Source organism: Mycobacterium lepromatosis (assembly GCF_000975265.2).
GTDB classification, from domain to species: Bacteria; Actinomycetota; Actinomycetes; order Mycobacteriales; family Mycobacteriaceae; genus Mycobacterium; species Mycobacterium lepromatosis.
The window spans coordinates 2,783,499-2,797,348 of the sequence record NZ_CP083405.1 but is presented as its reverse complement, the minus strand read 5'-3'; the positions used below and the strand labels follow the sequence as shown (position 1 = coordinate 2,797,348).

Below are 13,850 nucleotides of genomic sequence, written 5' to 3'. Positions count from 1 at the left end.
GACAATCTCGTTGAGTACCAGGAGATCCCGAGTCAATTCTGCTACATCTACGGATTCTTATCCACGCACACCGACCCCTTGACGAGATCAGGCGAGCACAGTTTTTTGTCAGTGGTCTAGCTGCAACTCCTTATTACAAAATAACCGCACACAACAATGGCCGTCATGTCAGTTTTCCACTGTTTCCGCTACCACTTATCAGCACTTTTAATTGAACCTTGGTGCTTCTATTCCTTGAGAAACCAGCTTCTCAGGTGTGGCGGAAACTCTTCCAAACTTGTCCGACCTAACCCTCATTTCCGACATCGACAGCTGCTGGTGCATAGAATTTGAACAGAATTCGGGTGTTTCCGAAAGAGTCGATTTTGTGTACTGGGCCGCGTGACCGTCACCTTGTCGACCCACGACGAGTTAACCGAGACCCCATACGTTAGGAAATTCATCACCACCTACGGCATTTCCTTCTTCAAAAAGATATTATGCGCCTTTCGGAATTTGGCGGTGGTTCGCCGTCATCCCCATCGACATGGAGACAGCATACTGCATAACCCCGTAGCGCGTAATCGTCATCTGGTGCGTGGCATAGTTCACCGTGGCCGCCAGCGCATCACCGGTCCGAAAGTTCGATGCGGTACCTTCCCGGCAATGTTCATCACGGTGTTGGCGGGCCAGAAATTGATCTGGTGTCAACGCGACCGAGTCAGGTTCATCCAATACTATTTGCCCGGCACAGGTGGAGCCGACCAAATGTGGATGGCTCTTTCGGTCATTCCTGCGTGATCGATTGACCCCAAGAAGTCGATGATGAGCAGCGTGGTCACATCGACTATCGCATAATTAATTGTATTGAATGCCGGTGGTCGAAATAGCGGTGCCGACAAACGATGACGGATCCTGCCCTGCCACTGGACCAGGTGCCACCGGCAGGTCCAACGGGTTCGGCGGCGATAGCACCAACCATTCCGGCAAAGCGTGCGAGCGGGTACAGGGGCCACACTTGGGTCGCCGATACAAGGGTCCAGATCCACACCAGGGGAATGCCAGTGCTGAGCACCAACATCAGCACCGATACCAAGTCAAGAGGCGAGAAGGTTTCCTCCGGCCTGCCTCTCGTCCAGCGAGACATATGCATCCCTCCAGGAAAATGCTTCTGCCAGTGTGGTATAGTGCGCAAAACAGTTACCTATTTCGTGACCCCGGGAAAGCCGATTTACGGCTAAATTTACGTAACTGAACTGCAAAGTTCAGTCTTCGTGTGACATAATCGCCGAAACATCCAGCAACTGCAGCGTAGTCGTCATACCGATCAAGGCTATGCTCAACAGGGTCGCCGAGACCAACAGCATCAGCGCCATGCTGCACTCGTATAACAACCTACCCTCCGGGGAGAGCCGGCCATGAGCCCCACTCGAACCGCCGTAACTTATAGCCCTAACGCACCGTCGGGGGTCGTCTGCGCCGGTGCGTGTTGTCGCGGAGCAAGACCGCCTAAACAGCCAGCACAGTCAACACGCCGAAGGTGGTTTTCAAGCCGACCACATACACCATCTACAAAATGACGTCGCCCCTTGTCCGGTCCGCGCCATTAGGGACACGGGCCAATAAGTCCGGGACTCGTACGTGACCAGCCACCAGGCAAGATTCGGCTTGCGCAAACTGACGATGTTGCGGATGACCGTCAAAATGAACGTGTAAGAAACGAAATGGCCGCTGACAGCGACCAGCTCAAGCAGGCTCATCGTGATCAACCGGCGACTGTGATGATAACGTACCCGAGGGGGCGCCTCGCTCGATCTGATCCGCGGTGTTCACCAGCTCAGGCAAAGCGAGGCGTCCGGCCAGGGCGACACCGGCAGCCTCCTCACCGTGAGACGCACACAAGCGCTAGTCGCCAACCGCACATTAGGCTCGGTGGCCGCCGTGAGCGGGCTGGTGACGAGGTGCCGTCACAGATCGATATCGTGGCGCAGCCAGTGATGTTGGGTGGCACCAATAGGGTCACGATCGAGGTGATAATCGACCACAACAGGCCGCGGGTAACCGAACAGAACACCTATCCGGTGGCCCACACCGCGAAGTCGGGCGTCAGCACAGAGATGAGTTGTAAGATGGTCGGGCACGCCAGGCGGAGAACCAACACCTGCCGGCGTGGCAGATGCAGGATGCAACGCACTAACGGGAACGGTGGTCAGAGCTGCTGCCAAAGCATACCAGGATACTAGGGGCAACTAGTACCAAGCTTAAGTTGAGATTCCATGGGACCATCGAATCGTACTTGCGGGCAAAAGGTCTGCGGTTACATAAATGCAAAGCCGCTGCGGCCAGCACTGCAAGTTGCGCGGCGATCCGTGACGTTCAGAGTCGTACTCAACAGTAGCGGCGGTAGTAACGGTAGCTGTCCACGTGGGCTGCGGATTTGGCCAGGCTTATCGATTTTGTGAGCGACATTGCCGGGCAGGATCGCGCCGGACCCTGCCGTAAGCACAGATCAGGAACGAGCAAGGCGTGCGATGGCGGCCGAGGCTTCGGCCAAATTACCCTTGGCCTCACTGCCTCCTTGGCGACGGCACAGCCGACGCGGTGTTCCAGGTGTTCGTCGAGTAGATTCAGCGCCACCGACCGCAACGCAGTGCTGACAGAGCTGATCTGGGTGAAGACATTGATGCAGTACTTGTCGTACTTGTCCTCGTCAATCATACGTGCGATGCCCCGCACTTGTCCCTCGATATGTCGCAGTTTTTAGCGTAATTGCCCTTTTGCTGCGAAAATCCGTACGCGATCGTCATCTTGCCGCACCGTATCTCATCCAGTCCCTCGCCTGGCCCACCTAATACCGTGCTCAACGTCTGGTTCATGATCGACCTCGGCTGCCAGCCCCGGTTCGATCACCGATTACCCGACATACCTCTCATACCCCGACTGGGTATTACCCGCCGATTTTGGGCACGCCTGCCCCGCGCATACTTAGACGATGCCTCCTGACATCAAACCCCGCAGCCGTGACGTTACTGACGGCCTGGAGAAGGCTGCTGCTCGTGGCATGTTGCGCGCGGTCGGCATGGACGATGATGACTTCGCCAAGGCACAGATCGGAGTCGCGTCATCATGGAACGAAATCACGCCGTGCAATCTCTCGCTGGACCGACTGGCAAAGGCGGTCAAGGAGGGAGTGTTCTCGGCCGGCGGCTATCCGCTTGAGTTCGGAACAATCTCGGTTTCCGACGGCATCGCGATGGGGCACCAGGGGATGCATTTCTCGCTGGTGTCTCGCGAGGTGATAGCGGACAGCGTCGAAACCGTGATGCAGGCCGAGCGCCTCGACGGCTCAGTGCTTTTGGCTGGCTGCGACAAGTCGCTGCCCGGAATGCTGATGGCCGCCGCACGTCTCGACCTCGCGGCGATATTTCTCTACGCCGGCTCGATCTTGCCCGGACGAGCCAAACTCTCTAGCGGCATCGAACACGAAGTCACGGTCATTGACGCGTTCGAGGCGGTTGGCGCGTGCGCTCGCGGATTAATGCCCCGCGATGATGTCAACGCCATCGAACGGGCGATCTGCCCCAGCGAGGGGGCATGCGGCGGCATGTACACCGCCAACACTATGGCCAGCGCAGCAGAGGCGCTGGGTATGTCCTTGCCGGGCAGCGCCGCGCCGCCGGCAACAGACCGTCGTCGTGACGGCTTCGCGCGGCGCAGCGGGCAGGCCGTCATCGAACTGTTGCGTCGCGGTATAACCGCTCGCGACATCCTCACCAAGGAAGCGTTCGAGAACGCGATCGCGGTGGTGATGGCGTTCGGTGGCTCGACCAACGCAATCCTGCATCTACTGGCCATCGCCCATGAGGCCGACATCCCCTTGTCGCTCGACGATTTCAGTCGGATCGGATTGAAAGTGCCGCATATAGCCGACGTTAAGCCGTTCGGCCGGTACGTTATGTTCGACATTGACCACATCGGGGGTGTGCCAGTGGTAATGAAAGCACTTCTGGACGCAGGACTATTGCACGGTGATTGCCTGACGGTGACCGGCCAGACGATGGCCGAGAACCTAGCCGCCATTGCCCCGCCAGACCCGGATGGCAAGGTGCTGCGCAAATTGCATAATCCAATTCATCCGACGGGAGGTATTACGATACTGCGTGGATCGTTGGCCCCTGAGGGCGCGGTGGTCAAAACAGCCGGACTGGATTCCGATGTGTTCGAAGGAAACGCAAGGGTTTTCGACGGCGAACGTGCCGCGTTGGACGCACTTGAGAACGGCACCATCGACAAAGGCGATGTTGTAATTATTCGCTATGAAGGTCCGAAAGGCGGACCGGGGATGCGCGAAATGCTGGCCATCACCGGTGCTATCAAAGGTGCCGGGCTAGGCAAAGATGTTCTGCTACTTACCGACGGCCGGTTCTCCGGCGGAACGACCGGCTTTTGCGTAGGACACATCGCGCCGGAAGCGGTCGACGCGGGACCAATCGCATTCCTACGTGACGGTGACCGGGTCCGGCTAGACGTTGTCGGCTGCTCTCTTGATGTGCTGGTGGATCCTGTCGAATTTTCTTCTCGACAAAAGGATTTCACTCCTCCCGCGCCACGCTATACCACCGGTGTGCTTGCCAAGTACGTCAAGCTCGTCAGCTCGGCGACAGTCGGCGCGGTCTGTAGTTAGCCTTCGCCAAGACCGACCGCGTCCGGCTTCAGTTGTTAACGTTGGGCGAATTGCTACCTGGTTGGACGAAACGTCGGACTATTCGGGTAGATCGAGGTGGATCAAGGGGGTGTGCGGCGGACTCGCGATGGCATCGCCGGCGGCCCAGTCGCCAGAGCCGGCGAGTTCGGGAGCACCCGGACTTCTCGCACGTGCACCGTTGCGGTAAGCATCGGTAGAAGCTCTTTGCGGATCGCGGCCACGTCGCCGTCTCCGCCACCATACGGATGGATGTCGTACTGGACCAGCTATGACCACAGGCTTGCTGTCGAGCACCAGGGCCTATGTTTTGTAAATGTTTTTAACTCCAGAGCACATACGCTCTGAGCAAGTTCCCTAACCGGATTTCGCGTCGTTAGGGGTAGCGGGACCGCGACAAGTAAGTCGATGCGATGCGCCTGAAGTTTATCGACACGGCGACTGACTGGCCGCGCTACGGAGGCTACGCGTTGGCCGGGGTGTCGAGCTTCGGTTTTGGTGGCGCCAACGCGCACCTGGTGGTGCGCGAAGTGTTGCCGCGGGATGTCATCGAGCCTGAGCGGCAACCCGAGACCCCTGTGCCGGCAGTTACCACGACCGAGACAGCCGCACTGGAAGGCCACGTGCTGCAGTTTGACGAATGCGGTGAAATTACTACCAACGTCACCGACTTTGAAGAGTCCGATTCTGAGCTGCCGGGCATGACCGAAGAGGCGTTGCAGCTCAAGCAAGCTGCACTGGAAGCGCTTGCAGTAAAAGAAATTACGGCACCCTTGATTCCGTTGGTGGTGTCGTCATTTTTAACCTCACGCAAGAAAGCCGCCGCCGCCGAGCTGGCGGATTGGATGGGCAGTCCGCAAGGCCGTGCGTCGTCGCTGGAGTCGATTGGTCGATCGCTGTCACGGCGTAACCACGGTCGCTCTCGCGCAGTAGTGCTGGCCCATGACCATGACGAAGCTATAGGCGGTGACGCGATAGAACAGCATGTGTGAACCGGAGATCAGCTTGCGATAACCTAGGTCGGATCTCGGCACAGGGCGACCGATCGATGGACTCACCGTGACGTGCTTCATGGCACGTTAAGGCTCACGCAGGCACTGTCCGGCTTGGACTGCACCCCAACGGTCATGAGTATACGCCCAGATCTGCTTAACACGGTAGCGTTTTCACTAGCTGAGCGATTAGTCATCCTGTCTGTGACCGAGGAAGGCGCCGAAGTTGAACGATGTCGAAGTGCCGTTGTGTTCGTCGGCGGAGGGAGTTTCACAAAGCGCCCGTAACTGAGTTTCACGGTCTTCGGGAATCCGCAATGCTGTGAACGACGTGACTGGCTGATCGGTAACGTGTCAAGCTCGGCACCGACCACTACCTCCGCCCGGTCAGCAACACCCGCCCACCGCAGGTTGAACCGTGCAATCTCAGCGTTCCTTGGCTTGTATGCCAGCGGCACCACCCGTACTTCGGATCCCCACCGCGCGCCAACCAGATGCTGCTGTAACCACCCGGTGAGCCGATCTCGAGAATGCGACATACCCCTATGACAGCGAACAACAAGCACAAAAACGTGCCTTGCCGCGGTACAGATGACCCATAGGGCAGCCTGGCTGTGTTAGTGGGTTGTAAAGTTTACCAGGAAGGCACTAGAGCGTCATCAACGACAACGGTTACTTATTGAGTCCCGGTGGCGTCTTGTGAAGTTGGTTTTTTAGACCGCCTACTTAACGCTAAACGATCAGGGCCTTCTTAGAAAAGCACCGTTCGGTTGGCGGGTCCGCGTTGTTACAACTTAGGGTTGCTGTTTACCGGGTACCCATTGGGGGTATATAATAGCCCCGATGGGTACCACCCTGTCGGACAACCCAAGTTGATAGTCAATGAACTTGTACTTCACCGAGGCTCCGACACAGATAAGAGCAGGACAAATGACAAGCTATGGGGCAGGGACCCGGCTGACTTGTGGCCATGAGGGTTGCGACTGTCGAGTTCGTATCGAGGTTGAGTGTAATTGCTCCAAGTCAGGGGACCCTTACCGTTGCGCGTGTGGTGACGCAATGGTGCCTGCCAAGTAGCGTAGCGGGCTAGCAAGTGTGGATCCACCTTCATATCCGTACACGGTGGGTTTCGCCAATACCGAGATGGATCTGCGCGTCGGGCGATGTGCTTTGTTAGCGAGTGGAAGCTGATTCGATGGCAGGAGGTAGAGGTTGTGTGGGCAGGGGGGCTGTCAGCCCTAGCCCCCAGATCGGGATCATCGTTGCCACGCAGCCCCCTGAGGTGGGCAATGCTTGAGAGCCGTAGCCAGCTGGCATACCGAGTTGTGTGTAGTCGCCGATGACGGCGATGCACACGAGTGGCTTAGCGGCCAGCTCCCCGGTCGTTCTTCAGCAACACGGTTCCGTGTCATGAGATCTAGAACGCAATCATCTGGCATAGTTGCGTCATTCGATCCCAACATCGACCACAAAGTCTTAATAATATCATGTCCAACAACCGCTCGTTGGAGAGCCTGCCGTCGGCATATGCGTTTCGCACCTGGCGGGTGAATGCCCGAGCGCCAAAACACGGTGTCTAGCTGGGCATCGTATTATTGGTCGAAGTCAGCAAGTGTGCACTCCCAGTTCGGTATTGCGCTCCAATCAGACATAACCTAACTGCGTTATCCCCTGCCGCCTTTCAACACGTCATTAAGTAAAATCATTTTACTGGACGCGTTATCGCCGTTGACCTTGTTGTACGCTGTCGGCGCTCTATTACTTGTTACCGTTCACCGGCAATCCCAAAGGTCTAGTCAAGCCGGATTCGTCGTGAACGTCGCGGTGTCGATAACCCCGTCCAGCTAATGCCGGTTGCTCGCGTTGCTGTTCAACGAGTAGTGATTGATAGTCGAGATAACCCCCACCGATGCTGTATGCTTTTGCTCGACTCCGCGGCAATGGCAGCACTCAAAAGCAGTTCTTAGGATAAGGTATTCGAAATTTGGATGTTGCTCAGGTCGCGCACGAGGTTGATCGCGCCCACGAGTTGTACGTTGAACCTATGGCGGCGTGCCTCCCGGCACTTGCGTTACCTTAGGCGCGGACCAAGGTTAGGACCAAACAAAACTGGCTTCCAGCGCCAGTCTGGCCGATAGCGCGGTAGCAAATGTCACCGCAGCGGTAGTCAGGACTGTTGACATCCCATTTATCAGTAACGTCGGAACACCGAGATGAGAGATCACGGTCACGTAGCCAGCGGTCAGCAGAATGCGCTCATACCGCAGCGGCCACTAGCACCTCTACCCCCATCACTCTAAATCAACAATGAGGATCGCGTCAGCCACGTGGTTCTCGACCTTGCGCGAGCCCGCATGTCGCGGTTAAATACGCTCAACGTACACCTTCTTGAGCATATACGACCCGAAACACATGCCCAAGTTCCGGTCCCATAACCAGCTCGGTCAGTGCGCATACTGTGGCGACAAATTCCGGACCATGCGGCGGCGGATTCTGACATAGGTGGTGCGCCACTTCATGAAGAACCACCAACTCACGCATCGCCCAGTGAGAGTTGTTACCAGGAAGCGCGATAACGCCTGCACCGTCAAGGTTTTCGTAGTGCGCCGCGGTGGCCGCTCGCCGCGCCCGCACCGTGAGCGGCAACATTCTCGGCCACTGTTGCCGGGCCGCCGGTAAAGCAAGCACGTCGTCCACGTAACGCTGGACTGCCGCAACCGAACCGAACCGTGCTTCCGGTGGCAAGGTCAAATGGGCGCCGAAGAATTCCACCGCAGGTGATCCATGTTCGACCGTACGGTCAAATAACTTTCGGATGAATTCTTCAGCTGCATAAACTTTGGAACGCTGGGTGTCTCGAACCGGATCCAACAAAGTCATCGACCCAACGCGGGCCGCGCCCCGGTTAGCTCAGTATGGTTGTCTAGCCGGGCTCGTCGTCCGGCACAATCGCCCGCGTTCCGCGCCGCCGACGAATAGCCTGCCGACGCTCTGGTGGCTTTCCAGGTACCTCGCGCCTTCGACACGCTGCGATAGTAGTCAACCAGTTCAATCTCCTTATTTCGCAACGCTATAGCTGTTCCAGGCGGATGATCCCAATCTTCGGTCATAGCTTGCCGGGTATGATCGCGGGCCTCGGTCAAACGCTGACCTACACGCATTCCGAACGCCAGCTGAAAGTTGAGTCTAGCGGTGATTGTCGGTGTGGGTCGGTACGCGCCCGATGCGAGATAGGCGTCCGACTCCCGCACCATCTGGACAAGCAGGCTGGCATACAGGGCGTGCGTGGAATCGATGTCCTCGGCGAACCCGTAAGCGTAAAGGAACGTCGAATTCGACGCCACATCGCAGCGGACGTCGTTTGCTGCCGCGATCAGCACAAAGAGCTGTACATAAGTCCGCAGCCCGCGGGTGCCCGCTGTACCGATGGTGATGGTGCGCTGAATCGGGGCCTGTGCAGGCGAACGGTTGGCCGCATGCGACCGCGCCACCGCTAAGTCGATGGATGCCGCGGTCGCCAACCGTTGCGCGGTGACCATAAACGCGTCAGCTTCATGAACATTGTCGGTGCCTTCAGCCTGACGCAGCAGCGCGGCGATGCGGGTCAGCATTTTGTTGTCGATCATAGCGCCAAACTACCGGAGTGGTATGACAATTTCTGCGTACATAACCGCCGCGATGGTGGTCTAGATTCTTTTCAAGATCCAGCATACTACATCCTCGAGCACCTGGTCACGTTCCGGCTCATTGAACACTTCGTGATAAAACCCGGAGTAGACCTTCAACTCGACGTCAGTAGATCCCACACATTCGACCAAACGGCGGCTACCGTCGACCAGGACAAGCCGGTCCTCTGAACCGTGCACCACCAGTAACGGCTTGGTTAACGCCGGTGCCAGGCGGGTCATGGTTTCACCTACCTGCACCATCGCTCGCCCAACACCAGCCGGGACTTTACCGTGGTGCACCAATGGGTCATCTTTATAGGCTGCTACTACCGCGGGGTCCCGAGATATGGCATCGACCTCAAGCTCCTGTACCGGCAACCAAGGTGCGACGAGCCCGAGCCCCTTGCCGACCACCGCGCGCAGCGGCGACACCATGTCTTGGGCCGCCACCGCTGGCCCCGATAGCACCATCAAGTCGTAATTGTCTGGACGTTCAACGCCATAAGCGAATACGATTGTCCCGCCCATGCTGTGCCCCGCCACGATGCGCTTGAGGCCAGGATGTTCTCGGGTGGCACTCCCGACCAGGATGTCGAAATCAGCGCTATACTCGAAGAAATCTCGAACCAGGACCCGTTTGCCGCCCGAGCGTCCATGTCCGCGGTGATCAAGTGCGTATGTGGCCAACCCCGCTGCGGCGAAGTACTGTGCGACATGGCTGTAGCGGAGGGCGTGCTCGCCGAAACCGTGCGCCAGCACAACCACCGCTCGCGGGGGCGTGTCCGGCATCCATACGTCGTAGACGATGCGTATACCGCCGACGCCGTCAAAATTCCGCTCAGTGCGAGTGGTAGTCATTACGGGCAGCGTAGTGGTTTCTCGGGTAAGACGTCAGACAGCATACGTAAGCTCATGGTTAGGTGAGTCTTCTCGCCGATAATTCTGACGCTGAACGCGGCGGCTGGCAACGGAAAAAATTCGCCAGCCAGTGCTGAGTCCTAACGAGGCCAATTGCCCGAATCGCGGCCGTCCTGATCGTTGCATGATGCAGAACCGCCATCGCAGTAGACATTTCTGTGAGCCTGGGAAAACTATACACCTTTCGAAGGCAAGTCGTCGATACTTACCTGGCTGCATCGCATCGCCACTAGCACCTGACTGAGCTTTCTGAAGAGGCCGTCAGCGACTAGCCGTTGCCGAGATGCAGGGCGACCACGCTTCCCAGTGCCCCGTAACCGCCTTGTCCGTAGCCTCTATATCCGCCGTCTGTTGGTTGCTATCAAAAGCAACATGAGACGGCGCATTGATTCACCAGCAGTGCCCCGCTGAATATCTTGATGATATACGACTGTTACCGTTGTCCGCTAACAGCCAGCCGGTCACAGCAGTGTATATGCGGGGAGGTGAAGCACACCAACCCTTACAGTTTGCACGTGCTCGAAACGCACACCGACACGGTGGCGGTCACATAATGGCGTTTCTTGACGACATCTTATTTGTATCTTATTTGTGAAATTCGAGCTGCCCAGTTCCCGGTAACGCTAAGTGTTGCATTGCATTCGGTCACCTATGGTTTCTAAACAGATTTTGCGGAAATTAAATTCTATGTACTGCTAGTGGACTCTGAGCGTGGTCTACCATCACCACGACATCTTGATTGAATTCCAGGAATTCGTCCTCGTTTGACCGTCATTACAATCCGGATAGCACTTAATCGTGGGCTCTTGTCGGCGAACAACAACGACCTAGAGCATCGGGTACTGGCTTGGATACGCACTCACACCGCAATATGGAGATCGTCATCTGGGTATTGCAGAGAGAATTGAGGCACCAGGATGATGCCTGTAATGTAGGAGACTCGCTGACTTCTGTATTCGAAGAAAAAAGATTCTGCAACGAAGTCAGTTTTTCGTGCAGATGTAGGTAATCTCCGATGAGACCGTCAGCTCACCAAACTACTAGCAGCACGAAATTGACGAGGCACTGTTGAGCTTCGACCCGAAGGGCGCATGCGTCGGTCATACTCGGGCGTGATGCCGCCATTGCCCTGAACAGTCGCAACGTGGCGCTGCACAGCGTGCAATTAGTGCATGGCGATGCGGTGCGTCTGGCGGAGGCCCCCCTGCCTATATTCATACTTTCCGTGCGGTTGGAATCACCCCGGAAGGTCTTGGTGACCTCTAAACGGGCGATGCGGTGCACTTTATCGGCGCCGACGAGCGGCGGGTGACAGGTAACCGCGTCGTGAGAGGTGTTGATCTAGGAGAGGCACACAAGGTTAGACGACCAAGCCTGCCACACCATCTTTCTTTATAGGTGTGGCAGTGCGGACTTTCTTTATAGGTGTGGCAGTGCGGACGACATAAAGTGTTAGGGCACGATAGATAGGAGTCCGCATGTCTCAACCGCAGTCACTACACGCCGCGTCCGGCTCTACCTGCGATGCAAAAACGATACAGACCGTGCGGTTCTGGGCGGCGCCGATTGTCATCACGTTGTCGATCATGTCGGCACTGGCTGCGCTGTATCTGGGCGGAATTTTGAATCCGACAACCAACCTGCATCATTTCCCCATTGCTGTAGTGAACGAGGATGCCGGGCCGACAGGTGCACAGATTGTCGAGAGCCTGCTAGCCGGATTGGATAAGAACAAGTTTGACGTACGCGTGGTTTCCTACCGAAAAGCACAGCAGCTGCTGGACAGCGCCGGAGTGTATGGCTCGGCGGTGATACCGCCGACCTTTTCGTCCCAGCTGCGGGCTTTCGGGGCAAGCGCAGTTCTGCCCACACATGCAGATCGGCCGGTAATCACGATCTCAAGCAACCCACGTGCAGGCACACTGGGATCTAGTATCGCCGGTCAGACCCTCACCCAGGCGATCACTATGGTGAATAGCAAAGCAGGCCAGCGACTTACGGCTGAGATAGCAGCTCAAATCGGTGGGGCACAACTGACCGGAGCGTCGGCACTAGGTCTGACCAGTCCAATCGATATCAAATTCGCCATTTACAACCCATTGCCGAATGGCACTGGCAACGGGCTATCGGCTTTCTACTACGCCCTTTTGCTACTGCTAACAGGTTTTACCGGCAGCATTGTGGTCAGCACGCTGGTAGATTCGATGCTTGGCTACATACCGACCGAGTTTGGACCGGTGTATCGTTACGCCAAGCAGATCAATATCTCGCGCTTCCACACACTGTTGGTAAAATGGGGTCTAATGGTGGTGCTGGCCCTTCTCACATCGGCGGTCTACCTGGCCATCGCCCACGGGCTTGGCATGCCCATCCCACTACCCTGGCAATTGTGGCTCTACGGAGTATTTGCAATCAGCGCAGTGGGTATCACGTCTAGCTCGCTGATCGCAGGGCTGGGCTCGATGGGTCTGCTGGTAAGCATGTTTATCTTCATGATTCTCGGATTACCGTCGGCAGGCGCCACGGTTCCGCTAGAGGCGGTACCGCCGTTCTTTCGCTGGCTGGCCGAATTCGAGCCGATGCACCAGTTGTTCCTTGGCGTTCGGTCACTGCTGTACCTCAAGGGTCATGCGGATGCCGGTATGTCGCAAGCATTGTTGATGACGGCTCTGGGCATGGCTATTGGGTTGTTGCTGGGTGGTGTCGTCACGCGCATCTACGACCGTAGAGGGTGCCACCGAATTCCGGGGGCAGTCGGGATGGCGATCGCCGAATGGCACCAATCGCGCCTAAGATCACACAAAAATGCAAGCAAGCAAAAGTAATTCCAACGTAGCCGAAGTGTCATTTTTCTGCTATTTAAGTTGACAGTTTGACTTGTGTGCTTGATGCTGTGTATGTCATATTCTTATTAAAGCCGAAAGAGTTAAGAAGTCGGCGTAACGGCTTTCATCTCACCGAGTGATATACACCAATGAAGATAGCCAGACATGCTGCGAACCCCCCTTGAGCCCACACCAGCGAAGGACTCTTGCAGGCGTTGCAGCGAATTGGATAACCGATCAAATCACGATTACCGCCAATTTTTCTACGTACCGCCCGGCAGAGGGGCTGTCGTGGCATCAGAGCAGCTGCAGTTCACCGTTAGGCGCCTTTCGTGGACAACCACCCGCAGCCGGTGCCGCACCACATCAGAGCTAGTCACCGGAGTCGTAGCCTACCCCGGTAGGCAAAGCCTGGTAGGGTAAAAGAGTGAGACCTGGACCGCGCTGACAATGCCGGACAGTGTTTGTCGGCCCCAAGGCAGTGCGAACGGCCTTACTCCTAAGCAAAACAAAAGGACGAAATGTACATATTTCGAGAGCGACAACTACGTGCTAGACAATATGCAAGACTTGTTTCGGAGCCTGGGCAACTATAACTGCAGTCCTGCTCGACGGCAATAGCTCATGGGCCATCGTGTTACGGCGACACCAGGGGTATGTGGGCCGGCGTCAGTGCATCAAAGTTATCCAAGTGGTACTGCTGTGAGACTTGCACGAGCAAGGCTCGCCTAGCTGATCCGTATTCGACTAGTCGTCAAATAGCTTC

Annotated in this window: 10 protein-coding genes and 3 pseudogenes; 5 read left to right on the top strand and 8 right to left on the bottom strand. The window is 56.7% G+C overall.

What is annotated here, in order from left to right:
- Positions 1-477 precede the first annotated feature (477 nt).
- The 3 genes and pseudogenes from MLPF_RS13225 to MLPF_RS13220 form a co-directional block, all read right to left on the bottom strand.
- Complete coding sequence (locus MLPF_RS13225; RefSeq protein WP_156147316.1) at positions 478-714, bottom strand: hypothetical protein; 237 nt, start codon at positions 712-714, stop codon at positions 478-480.
- 530 nt (positions 715-1,244) lie between these two features.
- Positions 1,245-2,346, bottom strand: a pseudogene (locus tag MLPF_RS18020) (MFS transporter).
- Positions 2,347-2,488: 142 nt separating this feature from the next.
- A pseudogene (locus tag MLPF_RS13220) lies at positions 2,489-2,786 on the bottom strand (metal-sensitive transcriptional regulator).
- Positions 2,787-2,971: 185 nt separating this feature from the next.
- Here MLPF_RS13220 and ilvD point away from each other — a divergent pair.
- Positions 2,972-4,663 (top strand): dihydroxy-acid dehydratase, encoded by a 1,692-nt coding sequence (gene ilvD / locus MLPF_RS13215; RefSeq protein ID WP_045843949.1) that lies wholly within the window; start codon positions 2,972-2,974, stop codon positions 4,661-4,663.
- A gap of 78 nt (positions 4,664-4,741) precedes the next feature.
- Here ilvD and MLPF_RS13210 read toward each other — a convergent pair whose 3' ends face one another.
- Positions 4,742-4,978, bottom strand: a complete 237-nt coding sequence (locus MLPF_RS13210; protein ID WP_045843948.1) for a hypothetical protein — start codon at positions 4,976-4,978, stop codon at positions 4,742-4,744.
- A 110-nt stretch (positions 4,979-5,088) separates the two neighbouring features.
- On the opposite strand from MLPF_RS13210, the pseudogene MLPF_RS13205 reads away from it, so the two are divergent.
- Positions 5,089-5,649 (top strand): annotated as a pseudogene (locus MLPF_RS13205) (ketoacyl-synthetase C-terminal extension domain-containing protein); the annotation flags it as partial.
- Positions 5,650-5,862: 213 nt separating this feature from the next.
- Here the strand turns inward: MLPF_RS13205 and MLPF_RS18015 are convergent.
- A complete protein-coding gene (locus tag MLPF_RS18015; RefSeq protein WP_082082446.1) occupies positions 5,863-5,991 on the bottom strand; it encodes a type II toxin-antitoxin system ParD family antitoxin in 129 nt (42 codons plus the stop codon).
- A 612-nt stretch (positions 5,992-6,603) separates the two neighbouring features.
- On the opposite strand from MLPF_RS18015, the gene mymT reads away from it, so the two are divergent.
- Positions 6,604-6,750: a copper-binding metallothionein MymT gene (gene mymT / locus MLPF_RS13195; protein WP_082082449.1), complete on the top strand. Its 147-nt coding sequence runs from the start codon at positions 6,604-6,606 to the stop codon at positions 6,748-6,750.
- A gap of 1,296 nt (positions 6,751-8,046) precedes the next feature.
- Here mymT and MLPF_RS13190 read toward each other — a convergent pair.
- The 3 genes from MLPF_RS13190 to MLPF_RS13180 are packed head-to-tail and all read right to left on the bottom strand — an operon-like array spanning position 8,047 to position 10,199.
- Positions 8,047-8,553: a TIGR04338 family metallohydrolase gene (locus MLPF_RS13190; RefSeq protein WP_045843942.1), complete on the bottom strand. Its 507-nt coding sequence runs from the start codon at positions 8,551-8,553 to the stop codon at positions 8,047-8,049.
- Positions 8,550-9,299: a DUF2786 domain-containing protein gene (locus tag MLPF_RS13185; protein WP_045843941.1), complete on the bottom strand. Its 750-nt coding sequence runs from the start codon at positions 9,297-9,299 to the stop codon at positions 8,550-8,552. Before MLPF_RS13185 ends, MLPF_RS13190 begins: the two co-directional genes overlap by 4 nt.
- A gap of 60 nt (positions 9,300-9,359) precedes the next feature.
- A complete protein-coding gene (locus MLPF_RS13180) occupies positions 9,360-10,199 on the bottom strand; it encodes an alpha/beta hydrolase (protein WP_045843940.1) in 840 nt (279 codons plus the stop codon).
- A gap of 907 nt (positions 10,200-11,106) precedes the next feature.
- Between MLPF_RS13180 and MLPF_RS18010 the strand changes: the two genes are divergently transcribed.
- Together MLPF_RS18010 and MLPF_RS13175 are read left to right on the top strand one after the other, a co-directional pair.
- Positions 11,107-11,268, top strand: coding sequence for a cupin domain-containing protein (locus MLPF_RS18010; protein WP_156147314.1), 162 nt, complete (start codon positions 11,107-11,109; stop codon positions 11,266-11,268).
- Positions 11,269-11,737: 469 nt separating this feature from the next.
- A complete protein-coding gene (locus MLPF_RS13175; RefSeq protein WP_045843939.1) occupies positions 11,738-13,084 on the top strand; it encodes a YhgE/Pip domain-containing protein in 1,347 nt (448 codons plus the stop codon).
- Positions 13,085-13,850: the final 766 nt, after the last annotated feature.